This is a genomic window from Paractinoplanes rhizophilus (assembly GCF_042664765.1).
Lineage (GTDB): Bacteria > Actinomycetota > Actinomycetes > Mycobacteriales > Micromonosporaceae > Actinoplanes > Actinoplanes rhizophilus.
The window spans coordinates 419,751-442,396 of record NZ_JBHTBJ010000001.1 but is presented as its reverse complement, the minus strand read 5'-3'; the positions used below and the strand labels follow the sequence as shown (position 1 = coordinate 442,396).

Below are 22,646 nucleotides of genomic sequence, written 5' to 3'. Positions count from 1 at the left end.
CGTGCCGCTCATCCACGTCCATCTCGACCGGGAAACTTTCGAGAAACTCCACGAGGAGATCGGGACCGCGATCCACGACGCGCAGATCGAGGCGCTCGGCATCCCCGCCGACGACCGGTTCCAGATCTTCCAGCCGCACGGCCCCGGCGAGCTCAAGTTCGACCCCGGCTACAACGGCGTGGACCGCCGGAACCTGCTGGTGATCCGGGTGATCGCGGTGCACATGTACCCGGTGAGCACCAAGCGGCAGTTCTTCGAGGCGGTGATCCGCCGGCTCGAGCCGCTCGGCATCCGCCCGCAGGACGTGCTGATCAGCCTGACCGAGAACGGCTTCGAGGATTGGTTCGCCGGGAAATGAGCGCCGACACCGCCCCGCTCGACGTGCTCTACCTCGGCGGCACGGGGACCATCAGCGCCTCGTGCGTGCGGCTCTCGGCCGCCGCGGGCATGCGCGTCACCGTCGTCAACCGCGGCCGCAACCGGCAGGAACGCGCGCTGCCCGGCGAGGTGCAGACGCTCGTCGCCGACGTCGCCGACGAAACCGCGCTGGCCACCGCGATCGGCGATCGCACCTTCGATGCTGTGGTCAACTTTCTTTCGTACGACGAAAACGACGCGCTCCGGAAGGCCGCTCTGTTCGGGCCTCGCACCGGCCAGTACGTGCACATCAGCTCGGCTTCCATCTACGCCAAGCCGGTGCGCCAGGTGCCCATCGACGAGTCCACGCCGACCGGGCCGAACCCCCCGCTCCCGTACGCGACGGCGAAGTGGCGCGCGGAACGGGCCCTGCTGGACGCGTACGCGGAGAACGGCTTTCCGGTCACGATCGTGCGCCCGTCGCACACCTATGACGACGCGAACCCGCCGCTGCCCGGCGGCTGGACCGTCGTCGACCGGATGGTCCGGGGCGCCGAGATCCCGGTGCACGGCGACGGGACGTCACTGTGGACGCTCACCCACGCCGAGGACTTCGCGCAGGGCCTCGTCGGCCTGCTCGGCAACCCGCGGACCCTGGGGGAGACCTTCACCATCACCGGTCCCGACGTCTACACCTGGGACCAGATCTACACGATCATGGCGACCGCGCTCGGCGTCGAGGCCCGCCTCGTGCACGTCGCGTCGGAAATGTTTCCGCTGGTGGCGCCGAACTGGTTCTGGTCCGGCGAGATGGTCGGCGACCTCGGGCACAGCGCCGTCTTCGACAACACGAAAATCCGGACTTTCGTGCCGGGTTTCGCGCCGCGGCTGACTTTTCACCGGGCCGCGGCCCGGATGGTCGCCTGGCGCGAGAATCACCCGGAGAGCACCCGGGGCGATGCCGGCGACGACGCCGTGCTGACCCGGATCGTGGACGCCTACCACGCCGCCCGGGAAATCTTCGTGGCCAAGGGGGCGCCGGCATGATCGGGTGGGGGAGCACCGGCCATGCCGCCCGGGGAATCGTCCGGACCTCGGGGGCGCCGGGATGATCGAGCTCGGGAGCACCGGACTCCGGGTGACGCCTCTCTGCGTGGGCACGAGCCCGCTCGCGAGCATGCCCGGCCTCTACGGGTACGAGGTGAGCGAGCGCCGGGCGGTGGAAACGGTCGACGCGGTGCTCGCCGGCGACGCGATCAACTTCATCGACACGTCGAACGGCTACGGCGCCGACGGCTCGGCCGAGCGCCGGATCGGCCTGGCCCTGCGCGGGCGCGGTGGCCTGCCGCCCGGTGTCGTGCTGGCCACGAAAGTGGACCCCGACCCGCACTCCGGCGACTTCTCGGGCAAGCGGGTGCGGCGCTCGCTCGAGGAGAGCCTCGAACGGCTCGGCCTCGACCGGGTCCAGTTGCTCCACCTGCACGATCCCGAGCGGATAAGTTTCGCGGAAGGCACCGCGCCGGGTGGTCCGGTAGAGACCCTGGCCGAGCTCAAGCGCGAGGGGCTCGCCGAGCACCTCGGCGTGGCCGGCGGCCCGGTCGAGCTGATGCGGCAGTACCTGGACATCGGCGTCTTCGAGGTGGTGCTCACGCACAACCGGTACACGCTGCTCGACCGCTCGGCCGAGAAACTTTTCCGGGACGCGTACGCCCGCGACATCGGCGTGCTCAACGCCGCGCCGTACGGCGGCGGCATGCTGGCGAAAGGCCCGGAGAAACAGCAGAAGTACGCCTACGGCCGGCGCGACGACACGATCGCCGCGGCCGCGGTCGCCATGCGGGACGCGGCGACCCGGGCCGGGGTGCCGCTCGCCGCCGCGGCGCTGCAGTTCTCGCTGCGTGCCCCGTTCGTGCACTCCACGGTGGTCGGCGTCTCGTCGCCGGAGCGGGTCGCCGACACGGTCGCCCTTGCCGGGACCGCGATCCCGGACGCCCTCTGGGCCGAGCTGGACTCGCTGGCGCCCGGCCCGCGGCTCTGGCTCGATCCGCCGGACTGATCCACCACCGCATCCCGATCCGCCAGACGGGACGCACCCGAGGCGCCGGACCCGGCCGGCGCCTCGGGCCCGGCGCGGCTCACGAGGCTTGCACGCTCCCGCCAAGTCCGGCGGTGCCGACCCTGCTCCGGCCGGCGGCGCCGGGTCTCGCTCCGGCCCGCGCGTCCCGCCCCGCCCGGCGGGTGCGGTTCGCCGTGCGTGGCACGCGCCACGGTTCGCGCTCGGGCCGCCCGGCGAAGTGACATGCTGAGTTTCCACGGCGCGAGGAAGCTTTCCGCGCACGTCGAAGGGAGCCGAGCCGGTGGCCTGGTGGCGGGACGCGGTGATCTATCAGGTCTATCCGCGCAGTTTCGCGGACTCCGACGGCGACGGCATCGGCGACCTGCCCGGCGTGATCGAGCACTTGCCGTATCTTTCCGAGCTCGGCGTGGACGCCATCTGGCTGAATCCGTTCTACCCGTCCCCGCAGGCCGACGCCGGCTACGACGTGGCCGACTACCGCGACGTCGACCCGCTCTTCGGCACCCTCGCCGACGCGGACCGTCTGATCGCCGACGCGCACCGGCTGGGCCTGCGGGTCATGGTCGACCTCGTGCCCAACCACACCTCGTCGAAGCACCCCTGGTTCCAGCGCGCGCTGGCCGGCGACCCCGAGGCTCGCGCCCGCTACATCTTTCGCGAGAAGCCCAACGGCTGGCAGTCGGTCTTCGGCGGCCCGGCCTGGACGCAGGTCGCCGACGGCCAGTGGTACCTGCACCTGTTCGACACCGAGCAGCCCGACCTCGACTGGACGAATTCCGAGGTGGTCGCCGAGTTCGAGAGCATCCTGCGGTTCTGGCTCGACCGTGGCGTCGACGGGTTCCGCATCGATGTCGCCCACGGCCTGCGGAAAGACCCGTCCCTGCGGGAACTGCCCGACAATCTCGACCCCGCGCTGCCGGTCCACGTCGCGCAGCCCGGCCATCCGTTCTGGGACCAGGACGAGGTGCACGAGATCTGGCGGGGCTGGCGCCGGATCATCGACGAGTACCCGGGCGACCGGGTCACCGTTGCGGAAGCCTGGGTCTACGATTTCGCGCGGCTCGGGCTCTACTTGCGTCCCGACGAGCTGCACACCGCGTTCAATTTCGCGTTCCTGGTCGCGCCCTGGGACCCGGCGGCGTTCCGCAGGGCGATCGACGACACGATCGCCGGCCTCGCGCCGTTCGGGGCGCCGGCCACCTGGGTCCTCTCCAACCACGACGTGATCCGCCACGTGAGCCGGTACGGCGGCGGCGAGACCGGCCGGCGACGGGCGCGCGCCGCCGCGCTGATGATGCTGGCGCTGCCCGGCGGCGTCTACCTCTATCAGGGCGAGGAGCTGGGACTCGAGGAGGTCTTCGACATTCCCGACGCGATGCGGCAGGACCCCACTTTCCTGCGTACGGGCGGCGCGGACCGCGGCCGCGACGGCTGCCGGGTGCCGCTGCCCTGGTCGGGCACGGCCCCGCCGTTCGGGTTCAGCCCACCGGGCGCCACCGAGCCACCCTGGCTGCCGCAGCCCGCGCAATGGGCCGCGGAAACTGTCGAGGCCGAGCAGCAAAACCCCGCCTCCATGCTTTCGCTCTACCGGTCGGCGCTGGCCCTGCGCCGCGAACACCTCGGCGGCGACGGCGGCCTGGAGTGGCTGGACGCCGGCGACGCCTCGGTTCTCTGCTTCCGCCGTACGCCGGGCCAGGTCGTCTGCGTGGTCAACACCGGCCCGGATCCGGTCCCGCTGCCGCCCGGCGAGCTGCTCCTCGCGAGCGCGCCGATCGGCGCCGATGGCGCCCTGCCCGGGGAGGCCGCCGCCTGGCTGCGTTGACGCCCTCCTCTATGGTTACGTCGCGCTACGAGCGTCGATGGAGGGGGACCGGATGGCGACGCCACTCCGGCCGGGGGACGGCACCCGGATCGGCCGGTACGACCTGGTAGGACGGCTCGGCGAGGGCGGCATGGGCACGGTCTACCTGGGCCGGTCGCCGCAGGGGCGGCCGGTCGCGATCAAGACGGTCCGGATCGACTTCACCGGCGACGCCGAGTTCCGCGCCCGGTTCCGCGGCGAGGTCAATCGCGCGCGGCAGGTCCCGCCGTTCTCCACCGCCGAGGTGCTCGACGCCGACCCCGATCACCAGCCGCCGTACCTGGTGGTCGAGTACGTCGACGGCCCGAGCCTCGCCACGAAGGTCCGCGAGGACGGACCGCTCACCGGCTCCGGCCTGCACGGGCTCGCGATCGGCATCGCCACCGCGCTCACCGCCATCCACGGCGCCGGGGTGATCCACCGCGACCTCAAACCCGGGAACGTGCTGCTCGCGCCGGGCGGCACCAAGGTCATCGACTTCGGCATCGCCCGCGCCTTCGAGGCGACCAGCCGCCACACACGCACCGACCAGATGGTCGGCACGGTCGCCTACATGGCGCCCGAGCGGTTCGATCCCGCGCCGGGCGGCCGTCCGACCACCGCGGCGGCGGACATCTTCGCCTGGGGCGCCGTCGTCGCGTACGCGGCGACCGGCCGCACCCCGTTCGACGCGGATTCCGCCACCGCCACCGCCGTGCGGATCCTCACCCAGCCGCCCGACCTCACCGGCCTCCCGCCCGCGCTGCACGACGCGGTGGAGTGGGCGCTCGCCAAGGAGCCGCAGGACCGCCCCACGGCCCGCCAACTGCTCGACCTGCTGGTCGCCGCCCCGACGTCCGCCTCCCCGGCTTCGCCGTCCGCAGCCCCGCCCGTGCCGTCCGCCGCCGGTGTCGCTCCCTCGGGCCCGGTCCCGCCGGATACGCTCCCGCCCGGCCGGCGCGGCCGCCGTCTTCGCACGGCGGCGATCGTCGGGCTTGCCCTGGCGGCGCTGGCCGGTGCCGGCCTGGTCGCCGCGCACGAGCTCTCCGCGGCGGACAAGCCCGAGCCCCCGGCAGCCGCCCCGTCGGGCGGGCCCGCCTCGCGGCCCACCCCCTCGCCGGTCGACACCCACGCCGCGATCCTCCGCGGCAAGCACCGCACGCTGATCCACCTGGCCGAGGCGGATCGCGATCTAGCCCTCGACCTGCACGACAACCAGGTCGTCGCCGGCGACGGCACCGGGGCGAAGTCGCTGTTCGTGCTGGTCCCGTACGGCGTCGACTATCTGATCAGGACCCTGCGGGACACCGCGTCGGCGGCGGAGACCTGCCTCGGTGTGAAGATCGTCCCGGACGGCCCCGCGTCGCTCGCCCCGGCCGACTGCGAGCCGACCGCCGCGACCGTCTTCTCGCTGAGCGCCGCGAACGGCACGGACGACAAGGGCCGCCCGACCTACTGGATGACCAATGAGGCGTACGGTTTCGTCCAGTACAGCCCGACCCGGCGCGCCGTCTTCGTCCAGGAGGTCGGCGACGCCCGGCCGCTGTCCACCTTCAGCCTGGTCGACCGCGGGCCGGACTGAGGCCGGCACGCGAAAGTTTTCCGCAAACGCGTGCGGTGCGGGGTCTGTTCCGCACGGCCGGTTCCGACGATGATCCGTTGATGCGGACAGAGGTGAGCGGCGGGCGCCGGGCCGGCTGGATCGGGGCCGGGTACGCCGCCCAGGGCTTCGGCTACGCGGCGGTGGTGACCGCCCTGCCTGCGTTCAAGGAGCGGCAGGGGATCGACGACGGTTTCGTCTCCGTCATCCTGCTGCTGGTCTGCGTGGCAGCGGCGGGCGGCTCGATCCTCGCGGACAAGGCCGCGGCGCGCTGGGGAAGCCGTTACGCGCTGAGCGGCGGCCTGCTCGCGGTGGCGGCCGGCCTCGGATTGACGACCTTTCCGACGCCGACCCCAATTTTCACGGTCATTCTCATCGCGTACGGGATCGGCCTCGGCGCCGTCGACGCCAGCCTGAGCATGCAGGGGGTTCTGGTGCAGGCGCGCCTCGGGCGCAGCGTCATGAGCCGCTTGTTCGCCGCCTACACCGCCGCCGCCATCACCGCCGCCCTGCTCATGTCCGGCTTCGCCGCCTCGGGCGGGGGAGCGGCGCTCGCCGTTGGCGCCGCCGCCGTCCTTGCCGCCGGGGTCGTGGTGCTGGGGTTCTCGTCGCTCGAACCCGCGAAAACCGTCATGCCCGACCTCGTCGGCAGCACCCGGCACGGGGGCACCGGGCACGAGAACACAGGGCACGAGGGCACCGGGCACGAGGGCAGCCGGCGGGACAGCACCCGGCACGTCGTCCTGGTGTGCGGCGCGTTCATCTTCACCGCTTTCCTGGCCGACTCGGCCGTGTCGACCTGGAGTTCCGTCTATCTCGACGACTCGTTGCTCGCCTCGGCGGCTGTGGTGCCGCTCGGCTACGCCGCCTACCAGGCGGCCGTTTTGATTTCGCGCCTGGTCGGCGACCATGTCGTGCCACGCGCCGGGCGCGGCGCGGCCGCCGCCGGCAGCCTCCTGATCTGCGCGGTCGGCTGCGGCATCGTCGTCGCCGTCCCCGCGGTCGTGCCCGCCATCATCGGTTTCGCGCTCGCCGGCATCGGCGTCGGCATCCTGGTCCCGCTGGCGTTCAGCGCGGCGGGCGAGGCCACACCGGGCCACAGCGACGAGGTGATCGCACGGGTCAACCTCTTCAACTACGGCGGCGCGCTCCTCGGCGCGGTGCTGCTGGGCGCCCTGTCCGAGCCGATCGGCCTGCGCACCGCGTTCCTCATCCCGGTGATCGGCCTGCTCGCCACCGTCCCGGTGGTACGCGCCCTGCGCCGCCTCCCCACCACCCCAGCGATCCTGCCCCCGGCGACCGCCCCACGCTGAGCAACCAAGGGCGCCGACGAGCCCGCCCCGGCTGAGCAACCAAGGGCGCCGACAGGCCCGCCCCGGCTGAGCAACCAAGGGCGCCGACAGGCCCGCCCCGGCTGAGCAACCAAGGGCGCCGACAGGCCCGCCCCGGCTGAGCAACCAAGGGCGCCGACAGGCCCGCCTCCCTGAGCAACCAAGGGGCGCCGAATGGCCCGCCGCGCTGAGCGGGCCAAGCGCGTCGGGTGAGCCGCCAACGCTGCGCGGACCGATCGCGTCAGCTCGGCCGCCCCACGCCGAGCAGCCGAAACGGGTCAGGTCGGCCGCTCGAGGCGAGCAGGCTCGACGGGTCAGGTGGGGGCCGCCCACGCTGACCGGGCCCAGCGCCTCGGATCGGCGGCCCACGCTGAGCAAACCAACCCCCTCGGTCGGCCGCCCACGTTGAACCCATCGGCGGCTGGGGGACGGCTTGACCTGGCACCCAGCCGGACCGCAACGCCGGGGCGGCCGGGTTCGCGGAAAGTTTTGTGCCGCCGCGGAAACGCCGTCACAAGTCACTCGCCCGCGTTGTCTTAGCTGACGACAGCAGAACGGCTGCTGGAAAGGGTGTGAAGTCATGAACATCGCCGTGCTGGGCGGGACCGGACTCATCGGGTCGCAGGTAGTCAAAATTCTCACCGCGGCCGGGCATGAGGCGACGCCCCTGGCGCCGTCCAGCGGGGTCGACCTGCTCACGGGCGAGGGTCTCGACGGGGCGCTCAAAGGCGCCGACGTGGTCGTCAACCTGACGAACTCGCCGACGTTCGACGATGCGTCGCCGGCCTTCTTCCAGACGACCATGGACAACATGCTCGCCGCCGCCAAGCGCGATGGGGTCGGCCACGCGGTCATCCTGTCCATCGTCGGCGTCGACCAGGTACCCGAACTCGCCTACTACCGCGCCAAGGTGCTCCAGGAGAAGCTTCTCGAGACCGGGCCGGTGCCTTACTCGATCGTTCGCGCCACGCAGTTCTTCGAGTTCATCCCGTCGGTGCTGACCTGGACCGCCGACGACAAGACGGTTCGCCTGCCGGCCACGCCGGTGCAGCCGATGGCATCGGCGGACATCTCCCAGGCGGTGGCGGACGTCATCGTGGGCAAGCCGCTCAACGGCATCCGCAACCTGGGCGGCCCGGAGGTCTTCACCCTCGACGAGCTGGGCCGGATCATTCTCCAGGCCAGGGGCGACAAGCGTGAGGTCGTCATCGACAACACGGCGGGAATGTTCGCGGCCGCCCCGGGCGACGTGCTCACCGCCCCGGCCGACGCGATCCTCTCCACCACGACTTTCCGCGAGTGGCTGGCGACGCAGAAGTAAAACTTTCCGCGAAAAGGGCGCCGGTTTTCCGGCGCCCTTTCGTTGTCGGTATCGCACTCCGGCCGCCGCCAAACGGTGCACCTGGGCCGGCTTGTCGGTGTCTCACCCCGGCCGATGCGGTGCGGCTGGGTCGGCGTCTCATCCCGGCCGGTGCCAGCGGTGCAGCTTGGCCGGGTTCAGCACGATCCAGACGGCGGCGATCCGGGTCGCCGCGGCGGCCACGGCCATCACGGCCACGGCCGTGCCGTTCTGGCGCAGAGCCAGCCCGGCCCGGCCGTTGACGCTCTCGACGGTCAGCTCGGTCCCGGGCCGCTCGGCGAGCAGGGCGAGGATCAGGCGGGCGACCCCGGCCGCGCCGTGCACCGGCTGGACGGCGGCGAGCACCTGCCCGCCGCCGTCGCAGTGGGCCACCACCGTGGCGTGCAGGAGCGCCTCGAGAGCATCGAGGTCGCCCCGCGCGCAGGTGTCGGCCAGCCGCCGTACGAGGTCATCAGGAACGGGGGGCATCGGCGCCCGACAGCACCAGGTCACCACCCGTGACGAAGGCGTCCCTGGGATGCTGTACCGAGGCGAGCGAGACGATGTCGCGGCCGAACAATGCGGCCGTCGCCCAGACCGCCAGGACGCGCACCTTGCGCTCCCAGGTGGGCACCGCCAGCACGTGGTATCCGCGGTGCATCACCCAGGCCGGCAAGCCCTTGATGACCAGGCGGTGGTACTGGAAGATGCCGCGCCCGAGCCCGAGTGTCGCGACCGTGCCGAGGCTGTGGTGCACGTACGGCCTGGTCTTGCGCCCGCGCAGCGTCGCGACGAGATTGTTCGCGAGCAACTTTCCCTGCCGCACCGCGTGCTGGGCGTTGGGTACCGTCGCCGCGCCCGCGTGCGGGGCCGCCAGGTCGGGCACCGCGGCGTCGTCGCCGGCGCCCCACGCGTCCTCGACCGGCGCGTCGTCGGTGCCCACCCGCAGGTCGGCCCGGACGACGAGCATGCCGCGCGAGTCGATCGGCAGGTCGGTGTGGTTGTGCACCATCGGGTTGGCGGCGTTGCCCACGGTCCAGACAATCAGCTCGGAGTCGAACTCTTCGCCGGTCGAGAGCACGACGTGGCCGTCCGTGGCATCCAGGAGCTGCGCGTTCAGGTGCACGCGCGCCCCGCGCTTCTCGAGCGAGCGCACCACCCACTCGCCGGGCTTGTCGGTCACCTCGGGCAGGATCCGGTCGCGGGCCTCCACCAGGTGGAAGCGCAGCTCGTCGGCGCGGAGCTCCGGGTAGCGCCGGATCAGCGCCGTCGCGAGGGCGAGCAGCTCGCCGAACCCCTCGACGCCGGAGAACCCGCCGCCGACGAAGGTGACGGTGAGAAGCCGCTGCCGCTCCGGCCCGGGGGAAAGTGTCGACGCCTGGTCGAAAGCGGTCAGCAGCCGGTCGCGGATGGCGACCGCCTCCTCCACGTGCTTCATCCCGATGGCCCGCTCGGCGATGCCCGGGACGGCGAGCTGACGGGTCACCGCGCCGGCCGTGACCACGATGATGTCGTAGTCGACGGCGAATTCCGCCCCCACCGGCGGGCGGACGGTGACCGTGCGGTTCGCGTGATCGATCCGGGTCACGGCACCGGTGATCAGCCTGGTCTTGCGCAGGTGCCGCCGCAGGGACACGGCGGCGTGCCGTGCCTCGACGGAGCCGGCGACGACCTCGGGCAGGAACGGCTGATATGTCATGTACGGCCGGGGGTCGACGACGATGACGCGCGCCTCGCCCCGGCGAAGTTTCTTCTCAAGTTTCCAGGCGGTGTAGAAGCCGGCGTAGCCGCCACCGACCACCAAGATCGTCCGCACGGTGACTCCCGTTCTGTCGCAGTCGCCATACTGGACAGGACAGCCCGGGAATTTGTGACATCAGATCGACGAAAGTTTCTCCGGGTTCATCGCCCACAGCAGCTGGTCGATGCCGTCGGCCGAGGCGGTCAGCGTCACCAGCCCGAGAACCTGGCCGTTGCGGCTCATCACCGCGCCGGGCCGCCCGTTCGCGGTGACCCAGCGGATCTCGACGCCCTCCCAGTACCAGCTGGAGAACGCCGCGACGAACTTCGCCACCCGCTCGGCACCCACCACGACCTGGCGCGAGACGTTCCGCGCTCCGTTGCCGTCGGAGACGCTCGCCACGTCGGCCGCGAAAAGTTTCTCGAGGGCCTCGAGGTCGCCGGTGCGGGCCGCCTCGAGAAAGGTCGCGAGCAACTCGCGCTGCATGATGTCGGAAACCGGCACCTTGCGCTCGCCGGTGACGTGCTTGCGAGCCCGGCTGACCAGCTGCCGCACGGCCGGCTCGGTCGACTGCAGGATGTCGGCGATCTGCGAGTACGGATAGTCGAAGGCCTCCCGCAGCACGTAGGCGGCCCGCTCGGTCGGGGTCAGCTTCTCCATCAGCATGAGCACCGCGAACTCGAGTGCCTCGCCGCGCTCGGCGCCGAGGTAGGGGTCGGCGGCGGTGTCGACCGGCTCGGGCAGCCAGGGCCCGATGTACGTCTCACGCCGCGCCCGCGCCGACTGCAGTTCGTTGATCGCCAGCCGGGTGGTGGTCGTGGCCAGGAAAGCAGCCGGATTCTGGACCGTGTCGCGGTCGTACGCCTGCCACCGCAACCACACGTCCTGCACCAGGTCCTCGGCCTCGGAGGCGCTGCCGAGCATGCGGTACGCGATCCCGAACAGCCGCGGCCGCACCCCCGTGAAGATCTTGGCAGCCTCGTCGAGATCTCCCGCCATGCCCGCGTCTCCCCCCAGCTCGTCGACCCCTCATCCTCACCCGGCGGGCAGTCGATCACCAGTGTGCCTCGCGCAACATCGGACGGCCTGTCACAGATCCGCCGGCCGCCCGGTCTGGCCTAGCGAGACGTCAGAGAGGGCAGACACATGACCGACCACGTGCTCGAACCCGCGGCGCAGGAGTTCGCCGACGCGACAAGCAAACCCCCGTTCGTGTACGAGCTGGGCGTCGACGGCGCGCGAAAGTTGCTCGACGACTTGCAGGCCGCCCCGATCGACAAACCGGATGTGGACGAGAAGTGGATCACCGTGCCCGCCGCGGTGGGCGATGTCCGCGTCCGCATCGTCAAGCCGGCCGGCGCCACCGGGACGCTCCCGGCCATCCTGTACGTGCACGGCGGCGGCTGGATCCTCGGCAACGCCGGCACCCACGACCGGCTCGTGCGTGAACTCGCCGTGGGCGTGCGCGCCGCGGTCGTCTTCGTCGAGTACGACCGGTCGCCGGAGGCCCGGTACCCGGTGGCGATCGAGCAGGCGTACGCGACAGCGCAGTGGATCGTCAAGGACGGCGCGAGCGAAGGGCTCGACGCGTCGCGGCTCGCCATCGCCGGCGACTCGGTCGGCGGAGGCATGACCGCCGCGGTGACGATCCTCGCGAAACAACGCGGGGACGTCCACTTCGTGCATCAGTCGATGTACTACCCGGTCACCGACGCCGGCCAGGACACCGCAAGTTACCGCGAGTTCGCCGACGGCCCGCACCTGCGCGCCCGGAGCATGGCCTGGTTCTGGGACGCCTACCTGCCCGAGGTGGACAAGCGCGGCGAGATCACCGCGTCGCCGCTGCGTGCCACCCTCGACGACCTCGCCGGGCTGCCCGAGGCGTTCCTCGTCGTCGACGAGAACGACGTGCTGCGCGACGAGGGCGAGGCGTACGCCCGCAAGCTCATCGCGGCCGGCGTGCGGACCACGGCCGTTCGCTACAACGGCACGCTCCACGACTTCATGATGCTCAACCCGGTTCGCGGCACCGCCGCCACGACCGGCGCCGTCGAACAGTCCATCTCCATCCTGCGCAAGGCCCTGGGAGGCAACTGATGTCCGAGAACAAGCCCACCGTCGTCCTCGTCCACGGCGCGTTCGCCGAGTCCGCCAGCTGGAACGGCGTGATCGAGCGTCTGCACGACGCCGGCTACGACAGCGTGGCCGTCGCCAATCCGCTGCGCAGCCTCGCCGGCGACGCCGCCTACGTCCGCGACGTGGTCAAGTCGATCACCGGCCCGATCGTGCTGGTCTGCCACTCGTACGGTGGCATGGTCATCACCGAGGCGGCCGCCGGCCTGTCGACGGTGACGTCGCTGGTGTACGTCTGCGCGTTCGCCCCGGACACCGGCGAATCCGCGTTCGAGCTGTCCGCGAAGTTTCCCGGCAGCACGCTCGGCGAAGCCCTGAACTCCTACCCGGTGAGCACCGGCGGCAACGACCTCGCCATCCGCCAGGACGCCTTCCACCACCAGTTCTGCGCCGACGTGCCGGTGAAGGAGGCCGCGCTGATGTACCACACCCAGCGCCCGGCCACCCAGACCGCGCTCACCGACACCGTGACCACGGACAAGCCGGCCTGGCAGTCGATCCCGAGCTGGTTCGTCTTCGCCGACCAGGACCTCAACATCCCGGTCGCGCTGCACCGCTTCATGGGCCAGCGGGCCGGCGCCAAGGGCGTACGCGAGATCGCCGGCGCGTCGCACGCATTGAGCGTCTCCCAGCCGGAAGCCGTCACCCAGTCGATCCTGGAGGCCGCGCAGTAGTGCGCGGCTGGTGAGCCGCCGGGTAGTCCGCGGCTGGAGGCCGCGCACTATTCGCGCCCGGGGTGGCCGGAGTCCCGATTCGGGTTCCGGCCACTGGCCATTTCACCAGTAGCCGGCGCCGTCGGAATGCCGGCCCTCGTGCTCCCGGAACAACAGGCACGCATCACCGCCGGGATCGCGTTTCGCCGAGCACACGGGCAGCCGGTTGATCTCGGATGCCCGCAGGGTCCAGAGCACCCACCAACGCCCCTCACCGGCATGCCGCCCGACGCAGGCGTGCGCCCCGGCATGGGCCTGCTCCAGCTCGCAGCGCAGCGCCCGCAGCACGTCGTGACCCGGCCGCGACAGCCAGGTCAGCTGCTCGGCGTCGAGCTCGAGGCGGGCCGGGCAGCGGCTGCCGTCGGCCACCGCCGCCGCGACGACGAAATGCCCGGCGCCCTTGCGCGCCGTGATCAACCCGTCGTTGCGCAGCGTGCGCAGTGCGGACTGCACGGTCGCGCGGGCGACGTGATGCCGCGCGGCGAGCTCATGCTGGGACGGAAGTTTCGCCCCGACCGGAAGACTGCCGTCGAGAATCTGGTCGCGCAGGCCCGCGGCGATCTGCCGGTACGGCGGCGGCCCGGTGGTCGACATCGCTCGATGGTCGCTGGCGTGCCCAGGGACAACAAGTACGCAACCGCGCCCGAGTCATCGACGAACGTGACAGAAAGCTTCCTCCTGGCCCGGGCCGGGCGGGCGCCTCGACCCGGAACGTGCCTCAGGCGGCCGCCGCGGTCAGCAACAGCTCCGGATCGGCCGGCCGGCGCAGGTGGAAACCTTGCCCGAAATCGCAGCCGAGCCGTCGCATCGCGACCAGCTGCGACTCGGTCTCGATGCCCTCGATCACGGTCCGCAGCCGCAGCGCGCGGGCCAGGCCGACGACGGCGCGGATCACCGCGAGGTCCTCGACGGTCGGCTCGGCGTGCGCGATGAACGCCCGGTCGATCTTCAGCTCGTCGACCGGCAGGCGCTGCAGGTACGACAGCGACGAGTAACCGGTGCCGAAGTCGTCGACCGCCAGGCCCACGCCCAGCGCCTTGAGGTCGGTGAGGCAGGCGATCGCGGTGTCCGGGTCGCTCATCACCACCGACTCGGTCAGCTCCAGGGTCACCGCGGTCGGCGGCAGGCCGGTCCCGGCGAGCATCCGCTGCACGTCGGCGGCGAACGACGAGTCGGTGAGCTGGCGCCCCGAGACGTTGATGTTGAGCTTGAGGTCGGGCATCGTGCGGCGCCAGCGGGCGGCCTGCTCGCCGGCGGCCCGCAGCACCCAGCGCCCGATGTCGATGATCAGGCCGTTCTCCTCGGCCATCGGCACGAAATCGGCGGGCGGCACGTACCGGCCGTCCGGCCGCCGCCAGCGCACCAGCGCCTCGACGCCGGCCGTCGTGCCGTCGGCGAGCCGGATCAGCGGCTGGTACTGCAGGTGGAACTCGTCGTGCTCGAGCGCCCGCTGCAGCTCGCTGGTCAGCGTGAGCCGGGTCAGCGCCTCGGCGTGCATCTGCTGCGCGAAGACGACAACCTTTCCCGGTCCTTCCTTCTTCGCCTTGTACATCGCCACGTCGGCGTTGCCGAGCAGATCGTCCGGATCGACCGGGGCCGTGTCGCAGTGGGTGGCGACGCCGATGCTGGCGCCGATGAACACGTCCCGGCCGGCGATGTGGAACGGCCGGCGGATCGCGTCGATGAGCCGCTGCGCGACCGGCACGGCGTCGTCGGCGCCGGTGTCGTCGAGCAGCACCGCGAACTCGTCGCCGCCCAGGCGCGCGCCCACGTCGGCCGGGCGCAGGCAGTGCCGGATCCGGCCGGCCACGTGCCCGAGCAACTCGTCGCCGGCCCGGTGACCGAGGCTGTCGTTTACCGCCTTGAACCGGTCGAGGTCGATGAAGAGCACGCTGGTCGGGGTGGCCGCGTGAACCTTTTCCGCCAGCATCTCGAGAAACAGCACGCGCGTCGGCAGGCCGGTCAGCGAATCGTGCCGGGCCTCGCGCAGCGACTCGATCAGGGCGAGCCGCTCGGCGGCCTCCCGCTCGCGCTCCTCCCGCAACTTTCGCTCGGCGCTGAGCAACGTGATGTTGTCCAGCGCCAGGCCGAGCGTCTGCGCCATGGCCTGCAGAAGTTGCCGCTCCTCAGCGCTGAGCGGCTCGCCGGCCCGGGCCACCAGCAGGTCGCCGCGGTGCTGCGCGCCGAACCGGGCGGACGCCACGTGCAGGTCGTCGAGGCCGGCCACGCCGATGGTCTCGATGCCGGCCCGGCTGTCCGGCGCGGCGGCGAGTGCGGCGTTCAGGTCGTCGCCGCGTACGCCCCAGGCGACCTCGACCCGGCCGCCGATCAGCACGGCGCCGACCTCGGCCTCGAGCACCTCGCTGGCGCGTTCCATCGCGACCATGGTGGCCGAGCGCTCGTCGCGCGACGAGCCGACCGCGGCGAAGAACTCGGTGAGTTGATGGGTCGACCAGTGGTTCACGGTCGCCCCCTCAGGCCAGGGCCAGCGTGACCAACGTGAAGTGGTGCATGCCCAGCGCGCCACGCAGCCGCGCTATCTCGCCGTTGGTGTAGAAACCACCGTACGGGACGCCGCCCAGCTCCTTGCCGATCACGCCGATCTCCTGCCGGACCCCCTCGGCGCCCAGGACCGTGCGCCGCCCCGCGCAGTCGAAGGCGAGCAGGCCGATCGCGGGCCGCCCGTCGAGCCCGTCGAGCGCCTGCCCGGCCGACTCCCGGGCGCCGTCGACGATGGCGTCGTGGTCGCTCTCCATCAGCCAGGTCAGCGCGCCCTGCGGCACGTCGGCCAGGCAGAGCAGCGAACGGTCGTCCCGGTCGAAGCCGTGGATCACCCGGATGTCCTCGCCGCTGCGCCGGGAAAGCCCGAGCGGATGCAGGAACACCAGATCGCGAAAGCCCGCCTCGTCCTCGAGCACCGACTCGTCCAGGTCCAGCCGCCGCATCAGCACGTCCAGCGCCGGCTCGCCGTCGAGCTCGTACACCCGGCCGTCGCGGCTGTTGGTCACCACCATGGCGTCGCTCTGTTTCCGCCAGCCGTGCGCGATGCCGACGCCGAGCGGCGCGTCCGACCCGAGCGCGATGCCGATGGCGGCGTCGGAGAGAATCTCGACGCCGTCCCGGCCGCCGTAGAACTGGTAGGTCCGCACGTAGGTGAGATCGTCGCCCGCGCAGCCGCCGACCAGCGGCGCCGCGGCGCCGACAACCGAGAAAGCGCCGCGCACCATCTCGTGCTGGTTGCCGGTGAGCCCGTCGCAGATCATCACCAGGGCGCGGTGCGGCCGGTCCACCTCGTCGAGGCAGGCCGCGATCTCGGCGCCGGCGTCGCGCAGGCGGGCGGTCACGCTCCGCGAGATTCTGGTACGGGCGGAGAAGCCGTCCCCGCCGAGCCCGACCACGGCGACGCCTTCGCCGCTGACCTCGCCGGTCGTCATCTGACCGGACGTGGTGGCCCCGACGATCACGGTCTCCGGCCCGACCCGTTTGCGGACCTCGTCGAGCATGGCCGGCACCTGATGGCCGACCGAGCAGAACACGAACGCGAGAACCGGCTCCCGCCCCTCGAAGGCGGCCTCGGCTGCGGCGGCGCCCGCCGCAGCCGGATCCGTCAGGGTGCTGTGCCCGGTGCCAAACCAGCGAGTCATGGCCAGGGGATCGGCGCGCCGACCGGCGACTTTAGGGAAGAATCGCGTCCACGTAGCCGCCGTCGACCCGGATCGCCCCGCCGGTGGTCGCCGACGCGAGCGGCGAGGACAGGTACACCACCATGTTGGCTATCTCGGCCGGCTCGATCAGTCGCTGCAACAGCGACTGCGGCCGGTGTTTCCGCATGAACTCGCGCTGCGCCTCGTCCCACGGCAGGTTCCTGTCGACCAGCTCGTACACGAAACTTTCCACGCCGCCGGTGTGCGTCGGCCCCGCGACCACGCAGTTGACCGTCACCCCCGATCCGGCCGCCTCCTTCGCGAAACCCCGCGAAACCGCGAGCAGCGCCGTCTTCGAAACCCCGTAGTGGATCATCTCGGCCGGGATGACCACCGCCGAGTCGCTGGCGATGTACTGCACCCGGCCCCAGCCCCGCTCCCGCATGCCCGGCAGGTAGGCCCGGGTGAGCCGGACGGCGGCCAGGACATTGACCTCGAAATACCGCCGCCAGTCGTCGTCGGTGATCTCCAGGGCCCGCTGCGCCCCGAAGATCCCGAGGTTGTTGACCAGGATGTCGACGTGCGGCAGCTTGTCCCGTACGGCGTCCGCGCCCTCCGCGGTCGCCACATCGGCCGGCACCGCCACCAGGTCGCCGGACATCTCCGTCATCGCCCGCTCGACCGACTCGGCCGACCGCCCGTTCACCCCGACCCGCGCGCCGGCCGCGGCGAGCCCCGCCGCGATCGCCTGCCCGATGCCCTGCGTCGAGCCGGTGACGAGCGCGGTCTTTCCCGAAAGATCCAGTCGCATGCCTCCCATGCTGCCCCGTCCGGCCCGGCCGGACCCCGCCCCCGGCCCGATCGAGACGGCGTCAGTCGTCCGGGTCCGAGGCTCCGCCGGGCAGCCAGATGGTGGCTTCGAGGCCGCCTCCGCCGGCCGGCGCCAGCGTGAACCTTCCGCCCGACGCGTCGATCAGCACCGCCACGATCGAAAGCCCCAGCCCCGCCCCGTCCACGTTCTGGGCGTCCGGGGCGCGCCAGAATCTTTCCGTCGCCAGGCGACACTGTTCGTCGGTCATCCCGGGTCCGGTGTCGCGCACCCGGATCGCCACCCCGCCGGAAAGTTTCGCGGCCGAGACCTCGACCCGGCCCCCGGCCGGCGTGAACTTGAGGGCGTTGTCGATCAGGGCGTCCAGGGACTGGTCAAGCGCGGTGGGCACCGCGCAGGCCGGCAGCGGCGCCGGCGGCAGCTCGGTGACCAGCGAGATGTCCCGCCGGGAGACGAGCGGCTGCCAGGCCGCCGCCCGATCCCGCGCGACCGCGGCCGCGTCCACCGGCGCGACCTGATGCTGGCCGCGTTCGGCCCGGGCCAGCGCGAGCAGCCCGTCCAGCACGTCCGCGAACCGATCGGTTTCGGCCAGCGCCAGCGAGTGGTCGTCGCGCGCCGAGTCGTCGCCGAGCCGGCCGCCCAGGTCTTCGATGCGCAGCCGCAGCACGGTGAGCGGATTGCGCAGCTGGTGGCTGGCGTGCGCGACGAACGACCGCTGCCGCTCCAACGCCGACGCCACCGCGTCGGCCATCTCGTTGAAGCTGACCGAAAGCCGCCGCAGCTCGGGCGGGCCCAGGCCCGGCTGCACCCGCGCGTCGGTGTCGCCGGCCGCGATCTCGTGCGCGGCGGCATCGAGCCGGATCACCGGCCGCAGCACCCAGCCGGCCAGCCGGTGCGCGGTCAGCACGCACACGGCCACCGCCGCGAGGCCGCCCAGGCCCAGCTCCAGCCAGGTGAAGACGATACAGCGCCGGTTCGGCCCGGTCGGCGACGCGGTCAGCACGCTGCCCAGCACCGCGCCGCCGTCGCTGACCGGCACCGCGACCACCAGCGGGCCCGACCGCCACGGCCAGACCACCGAGGGGCTGCTGACCTGGCGGCCGGCGAGCGCGCCGCGGATCGCGCCGTCCGCGCCGGCCACCGGGCCGCCGAAGACGCTCAGCACCCGCCGATCCTGGTCGACCACCATGGTCGCGATGCCGTAGAGGTCGTGGTAGCCGCGCAGCTCGTCGGTGAGCGACTCGAGCTCGCCGCCGCGCAGCGCGGGCGCGGCCAGCGACGCGAAGCGGGTGGCGTCGGCCAGCCGGTCCGCGACCACCCGCTCGGTCTCGCGGTTGGTCAGCGCGATCGCGAGCGGCACCTCGAGGGCGAGCAGCACCATGCACAACAGCAACACATAGGTGCCGACCAGCCGGTTTCGCACTCGAACCCCCGCACGCTAAGAGCGCAAACGGTAGCCCACTCCGCGAACCGTCTCCACCAGCTCGGGCCGGCCGAGCTTGGCGCGCAACGACGCCACGTGCACCTCGAGGGTGTGCTTGCCCGACCACGTCGTCTGCCAGACGTCGAGCAGGATGCGCTCGCGGGACAGCGCCACCCCGGGCTGCCGGGCGAGCGACGCCAGCACGTCGAACTCCTTGCGCGTGAGCGTGACCGGCGCGTCGTCGACGTGCACCGTGCGGGCCGCGTGGTCGATGCGCAACGGGCCGATCTCGGCGACCTCGCGCGCGGGCGCCTGCCGGGCCGTGCGCCGCAGCAGCGCCTCGATGCGCGCCTGGAGCTCGGCCATGGAGAACGGCTTCACCACGTAGTCGTCGGCGCCCACCCGCAGCCCGGTGACCTTGTCGCGTTCCTCGCCGCGGGCGGTCACCGCGATAATGCCCAAGTTTTCGTTGCGGGCGCGCAGGGTGCGGCACACGTCGACGCCGTCGCCGTCGGGCAGGTTGAGGTCGAGCAGCACCAGGTCGCACGGCGCGGCCTCGAGCGCGGCGGTGGCCGTGGCGGCGTGCTCGACGTCGTATCCGCGCCGTTGCAGCATCGAGAGCATGACCGCGCTGACCCGGCGGTCGTCCTCCACGAGCAAGATCCGCATCCGCCTCCGCCCATCCTCCGGGCGGCAAATCTACTGCACGAGTGCTTCAGCGGGGTTTCTTGGCCGCCAGGAGTTGCACCAGGTGCGTGCCGGGGATCCCGGCGAGGTCGGCCGACTGCGTGCGGCAGGAGAAACCGTCCGCGAGAAAGACGTCGCCCTCTTTCGCGTCGCGCAGCGCCGGCAGCAGCTGCTGCTCGGCGACCTGGACGGAAACTTCGTAATGGCCGCGCTCGACCCCGAAATTTCCGGCCAGCCCGCAGCAGCCGCCGAGCCGCACCAGCTCGGCGCCGGCCCGCCGCAGCAATTTCGCGTCGGCCTCCCAGCCCATCACCGCGTGGTGGTGGCAGTGCGGCTGGGCGATCACCTTCAGGCCGTCGAGCGACGGCGGGCGCCAATCAGGCGTACGGGCGAGCAACTCGGCCACGGTGACGGTGGCCCCGCTCACCCGGCGGGCGGCGTCGGTGTCGACCAGTTCGGGTAGGTCGCCGCGGAGCACGCCGGTGCAGGACGGCTCGAGCCCGACGATCGGCACGCCACTTTCTGCCGCTTCGCGCAACTCGCCCACGGTCTTGCCGAGGATGCGTTTCGCGGCGTCCAGCTGCCCGGTGGAGATCCAGGTCAGGCCGCAGCAGGCCGCCTCGGTGGTCACCCGCGGGGCGTAGCCGGCGTCGGCGAGCACCTCGACGGCGGCCTTCGCGACCTCGGGCGAGAAATGGTCGGTGAAACTGTCGACGAACAGGACGACAGGTTTCCCGCCTTCTTTCTTCGGCTGCCCGGCGAACCATTGCCGGAACGTCTGGTTCGCGAACTTCGGAATGTCGCGACGGGCGTCCACCCCGGCCGCGAACAGGGCCAGCCTGCGCAAGCCGGGCAGGGTGATCAGGCGGTTGGCCAGCCGCGGCATCTTCGCCGCCAGGCGCGACCAGCGCGGCAGCCACCCGAGCGAGTAGTGCGACCGCGGCCGGATCCGGCGCCGGAAGCTCTGGTGCAGCACCTCGGCCTTGTAGGCCGCCATGTCGATCCCGGTCGGGCAGTCGCTCGCGCATCCCTTGCAGGACAAACAAAGATCAAGAGCATCGTGTACGGCCTCGGCCCGCCACCCCGGGGCAAGATCGCCGTCGAGCATCTCCTGCAGCACGCGCGCCCGGCCCCGGGTCGAGTCCTTCTCGTTCTTGGTCGCCAGATACGACGGGCACATCACGCCGCCGAGCACGGTCGTGTCGGCCCGGCACTTGCCCACGCCGGTGCAGCGGTGCACCGCCTGGTTGAAGTCGCCGTGATCGGAGTGATACGCGAGCGCGAGTTTCGTGCGCACCGGCCGGGCCTGCGCCACCCGGATGTTGGCGTCGACCGGGTCGGGCGCGACGATGTTTCCGGGGTTGAGCAGGTGGCCCGGGTCGAAGGTCCGCTTGATCTCGCGGAACAGCCCGATCGCGGCCGGCGAGTACATCCTGGTGAGCAGCTCGCTGCGGGCCCGACCGTCGCCGTGCTCGCCGGAGAGCGAGCCGCCGTAGCCGACCACGAGGTCGGCCGCCTCGGCCAGGAACTCGCGAAACTTTCCGGGCCCGCCCGGCTTGTCGAGCGGAAAATCCAGGCGTACGTGCACGCAACCGTCACCGAGATGCCCGTACGGCATGTTGCTCAGCTCGTGCTGCTCGCAGAGCGAGTCGAAGTCCCGCAGATAGGCCCCGATCCGCGCCGGCGGCACCGCCGCGTCCTCCCAGCCCGCGTGGGCGGGCAGCCCGGAAGGCGCCCGGCCGGCGAGGCCCGCGCCGTCCTCCCGGATCCGCCACAGCGGGGCCGCCTTGACCGGGTCCTCGACGATCAGCGTGTCGACCGCGCCCGCCGCCTTCGCCAGCCGTTGCGCCTGGTCGCGGGCCTCGGCCAGGTCGTCTCCGGCGATCTCGACCATCAGCCAGGCCTGGCCGCCGGGCAGCGGCGGCACCGCGCCGGGCCCGCGGCGGCTGCGCACGACGTCGCAGATGCGCGAGTCGATGCCCTCGCAGGCGGTCGGCCGGAACTGCAGGATCCCCGGGACCGCGTCGCCGGCAGCGCCGAAGTCGGGGTAGCCGAGAACCACCAGGATCCGGTGCTGCGGGTCGGCGACCAGCCGCACGGTGGCCTCGGTGACCACGGTCAGGGTGCCCTCGCTGCCGACCAGGAACTCGGTGAGGTTGAAGCCGTTCTCGGGCAGCAGGTGCTCGACCGCGTACCCGGAAACTTGCCGGCCAAAGCGCCCGAACTCGGTGCGGCCGACCGCCAGGTTCGCGCCGATCACCTCGCGCAAAGCCGTGGTGACCTTATCGGCGCCCTGGAAAGTTTTCTCGCTGGTGACCAGCCGCTCCCCGTCGATGGTCAGCGCGCTCAGGCCGGCGACGTTGTCCGAGGTGCGGCCGTACCCGAGGGTGCGGGAGCCGCACGAGTTGTTGCCGATCATCCCGCCGATGGTGCAGCGGGTGTGCGTCGACGGGTCGGGGCCGAAACGGAGACCGTGCGGTTTCGCGGCGGCCTGCAGGACGGCCTGGACCGTGCCGGCCTGTACCCGGGCGGTCCGCGTCGCGGGGTCGACCTCGAGCACCTTGTTCAGGTGCCGGCTGAAGTCGAGCACGACACCCGGGCCGATCGCGTTGCCGGCCACCGACGTGCCCGCGCCCCGGGCAGTGACCGGGACGCCGAGCTCGCGACTGACGGAAAGTGCGGCGGCAACCTCGTCGTCCGACCGCGGCCGCACGACGGCCTGCGGGACCACGCGGTAGAGCGAGGCGTCGGACGCGTACATCGAGCGGTTGGTCGCGTCGTCCAGCACGTCCCCGATACCCGCCCGGCGCAGCCGGCGCACCAGCTCACCCGCATCAGTCATGTGCCCGACCCTTCCACCCCGCGCCCGTCGCCCGACGGCTCCCCGGACGTTACCCAGGTGGTGGGACGGCCGGATCTGGTGGTCCCGGCG

General features: G+C 72.0%; 19 protein-coding genes. 9 read left to right on the top strand and 10 right to left on the bottom strand.

Annotation, left to right across the window (positions count from 1 at the left end; all coding sequences use genetic code 11):
- Position 1: 1 nt before the first annotated feature.
- The 7 genes from ACFQS1_RS01950 to ACFQS1_RS01920 all read left to right on the top strand — a co-directional run bounded on the left by ACFQS1_RS01950 (position 2) and on the right by ACFQS1_RS01920 (position 8,526).
- Entirely contained in the window at positions 2-358 is a 357-nt protein-coding gene (locus tag ACFQS1_RS01950) for a tautomerase family protein (RefSeq protein ID WP_378964131.1), read from the top strand.
- Entirely contained in the window at positions 355-1,404 is a 1,050-nt protein-coding gene (locus ACFQS1_RS01945; protein WP_378964130.1) for an NAD-dependent epimerase/dehydratase family protein, read from the top strand. Before ACFQS1_RS01950 ends, ACFQS1_RS01945 begins: the two co-directional genes overlap by 4 nt.
- A 61-nt stretch (positions 1,405-1,465) precedes the next feature.
- The gene (locus ACFQS1_RS01940) at positions 1,466-2,413 is read left to right on the top strand and encodes an aldo/keto reductase (protein ID WP_378964129.1); all 948 of its coding nucleotides are present in this window, start codon (positions 1,466-1,468) and stop codon (positions 2,411-2,413) included.
- 301 nt (positions 2,414-2,714) lie between these two features.
- Entirely contained in the window at positions 2,715-4,256 is a 1,542-nt protein-coding gene (locus ACFQS1_RS01935) for a glycoside hydrolase family 13 protein (RefSeq protein WP_378964128.1), read from the top strand.
- A 52-nt stretch (positions 4,257-4,308) separates the two neighbouring features.
- Positions 4,309-5,856: a serine/threonine-protein kinase gene (locus ACFQS1_RS01930; protein WP_378964127.1), complete on the top strand. Its 1,548-nt coding sequence runs from the start codon at positions 4,309-4,311 to the stop codon at positions 5,854-5,856.
- 80 nt (positions 5,857-5,936) lie between these two features.
- Complete coding sequence (locus tag ACFQS1_RS01925) at positions 5,937-7,187, top strand: MFS transporter (protein ID WP_378964126.1); 1,251 nt, start codon at positions 5,937-5,939, stop codon at positions 7,185-7,187.
- 598 nt (positions 7,188-7,785) lie between these two features.
- Positions 7,786-8,526 (top strand): SDR family oxidoreductase, encoded by a 741-nt coding sequence (locus ACFQS1_RS01920; protein ID WP_378964125.1) that lies wholly within the window; start codon positions 7,786-7,788, stop codon positions 8,524-8,526.
- Positions 8,527-8,664: 138 nt separating this feature from the next.
- Here the strand turns inward: ACFQS1_RS01920 and ACFQS1_RS01915 are convergent, their stop codons facing one another.
- The 3 genes from ACFQS1_RS01915 to ACFQS1_RS01905 are packed head-to-tail and all read right to left on the bottom strand — an operon-like array spanning position 8,665 to position 11,284.
- A complete protein-coding gene (locus ACFQS1_RS01915) occupies positions 8,665-9,033 on the bottom strand; it encodes a nuclear transport factor 2 family protein (RefSeq protein ID WP_378964123.1) in 369 nt (122 codons plus the stop codon).
- Positions 9,017-10,360 carry an NAD(P)/FAD-dependent oxidoreductase gene (locus ACFQS1_RS01910; protein WP_378964122.1) on the bottom strand — a complete coding sequence of 448 codons (1,344 nt, stop codon included), beginning with the start codon at positions 10,358-10,360 and terminating at the stop codon, positions 9,017-9,019. The genes ACFQS1_RS01915 and ACFQS1_RS01910 overlap by 17 nt, the downstream gene beginning before the upstream one ends.
- A 60-nt stretch (positions 10,361-10,420) precedes the next feature.
- Positions 10,421-11,284, bottom strand: coding sequence for an RNA polymerase sigma-70 factor (locus ACFQS1_RS01905; RefSeq protein WP_378964121.1), 864 nt, complete (start codon positions 11,282-11,284; stop codon positions 10,421-10,423).
- A 147-nt stretch (positions 11,285-11,431) separates the two neighbouring features.
- Between ACFQS1_RS01905 and ACFQS1_RS01900 the strand changes: the two genes are divergently transcribed.
- Both ACFQS1_RS01900 and ACFQS1_RS01895 read left to right on the top strand, forming a co-directional pair.
- Positions 11,432-12,382 (top strand): alpha/beta hydrolase, encoded by a 951-nt coding sequence (locus tag ACFQS1_RS01900; protein WP_378964119.1) that lies wholly within the window; start codon positions 11,432-11,434, stop codon positions 12,380-12,382.
- On the top strand, positions 12,382-13,092 hold the full coding sequence (locus ACFQS1_RS01895) for an alpha/beta fold hydrolase (protein WP_378964118.1): 711 nt from the start codon (positions 12,382-12,384) through the stop codon (positions 13,090-13,092). The genes ACFQS1_RS01900 and ACFQS1_RS01895 overlap by 1 nt, the downstream gene beginning before the upstream one ends.
- A 102-nt stretch (positions 13,093-13,194) precedes the next feature.
- On the opposite strand, the gene ACFQS1_RS01890 is transcribed toward ACFQS1_RS01895, so the two are convergent.
- The 7 genes from ACFQS1_RS01890 to ACFQS1_RS01860 form a co-directional block, all read right to left on the bottom strand.
- Positions 13,195-13,725, bottom strand: coding sequence for a GntR family transcriptional regulator (locus ACFQS1_RS01890; RefSeq protein ID WP_378964117.1), 531 nt, complete (start codon positions 13,723-13,725; stop codon positions 13,195-13,197).
- Between the two features lie 124 nt (positions 13,726-13,849).
- Positions 13,850-15,595, bottom strand: a complete 1,746-nt coding sequence (locus ACFQS1_RS01885) for a putative bifunctional diguanylate cyclase/phosphodiesterase (RefSeq protein ID WP_378964116.1) — start codon at positions 15,593-15,595, stop codon at positions 13,850-13,852.
- 10 nt (positions 15,596-15,605) lie between these two features.
- Positions 15,606-16,775 carry an FIST signal transduction protein gene (locus ACFQS1_RS01880; protein WP_378964114.1) on the bottom strand — a complete coding sequence of 390 codons (1,170 nt, stop codon included), beginning with the start codon at positions 16,773-16,775 and terminating at the stop codon, positions 15,606-15,608.
- Positions 16,776-16,806: 31 nt separating this feature from the next.
- Positions 16,807-17,586 carry an SDR family NAD(P)-dependent oxidoreductase gene (locus ACFQS1_RS01875; RefSeq protein ID WP_378964113.1) on the bottom strand — a complete coding sequence of 260 codons (780 nt, stop codon included), beginning with the start codon at positions 17,584-17,586 and terminating at the stop codon, positions 16,807-16,809.
- Positions 17,587-17,647: 61 nt separating this feature from the next.
- Positions 17,648-19,027, bottom strand: coding sequence for a sensor histidine kinase (locus ACFQS1_RS01870; protein WP_378964111.1), 1,380 nt, complete (start codon positions 19,025-19,027; stop codon positions 17,648-17,650).
- Positions 19,028-19,042: 15 nt separating this feature from the next.
- Positions 19,043-19,696, bottom strand: coding sequence for a response regulator transcription factor (locus ACFQS1_RS01865; RefSeq protein WP_378964110.1), 654 nt, complete (start codon positions 19,694-19,696; stop codon positions 19,043-19,045).
- Between the two features lie 46 nt (positions 19,697-19,742).
- Positions 19,743-22,556, bottom strand: coding sequence for an FAD-binding and (Fe-S)-binding domain-containing protein (locus ACFQS1_RS01860; protein WP_378964109.1), 2,814 nt, complete (start codon positions 22,554-22,556; stop codon positions 19,743-19,745).
- Positions 22,557-22,646: the final 90 nt, after the last annotated feature.

Coding starts and splice junctions, on each gene's coding strand:
- ACFQS1_RS01945 (WP_378964130.1), top strand. CDS start 355: ATGAGCGCCGACACCGCCCCGCTCGACGTGCTCTACCTCGGCGGCACG.
- ACFQS1_RS01940 (WP_378964129.1), top strand. CDS start 1,466: ATGATCGAGCTCGGGAGCACCGGACTCCGGGTGACGCCTCTCTGCGTG.
- ACFQS1_RS01930 (WP_378964127.1), top strand. CDS start 4,309: ATGGCGACGCCACTCCGGCCGGGGGACGGCACCCGGATCGGCCGGTAC.
- ACFQS1_RS01925 (WP_378964126.1), top strand. CDS start 5,937: ATGCGGACAGAGGTGAGCGGCGGGCGCCGGGCCGGCTGGATCGGGGCC.
- ACFQS1_RS01920 (WP_378964125.1), top strand. CDS start 7,786: ATGAACATCGCCGTGCTGGGCGGGACCGGACTCATCGGGTCGCAGGTA.
- ACFQS1_RS01915 (WP_378964123.1), bottom strand. CDS start 9,033: ATGCCCCCCGTTCCTGATGACCTCGTACGGCGGCTGGCCGACACCTGC.
- ACFQS1_RS01905 (WP_378964121.1), bottom strand. CDS start 11,284: ATGGCGGGAGATCTCGACGAGGCTGCCAAGATCTTCACGGGGGTGCGG.
- ACFQS1_RS01900 (WP_378964119.1), top strand. CDS start 11,432: ATGACCGACCACGTGCTCGAACCCGCGGCGCAGGAGTTCGCCGACGCG.
- ACFQS1_RS01895 (WP_378964118.1), top strand. CDS start 12,382: ATGTCCGAGAACAAGCCCACCGTCGTCCTCGTCCACGGCGCGTTCGCC.
- ACFQS1_RS01890 (WP_378964117.1), bottom strand. CDS start 13,725: ATGTCGACCACCGGGCCGCCGCCGTACCGGCAGATCGCCGCGGGCCTG.
- ACFQS1_RS01880 (WP_378964114.1), bottom strand. CDS start 16,775: ATGACTCGCTGGTTTGGCACCGGGCACAGCACCCTGACGGATCCGGCT.
- ACFQS1_RS01875 (WP_378964113.1), bottom strand. CDS start 17,586: ATGCGACTGGATCTTTCGGGAAAGACCGCGCTCGTCACCGGCTCGACG.
- ACFQS1_RS01865 (WP_378964110.1), bottom strand. CDS start 19,696: ATGCGGATCTTGCTCGTGGAGGACGACCGCCGGGTCAGCGCGGTCATG.
- ACFQS1_RS01860 (WP_378964109.1), bottom strand. CDS start 22,556: ATGACTGATGCGGGTGAGCTGGTGCGCCGGCTGCGCCGGGCGGGTATC.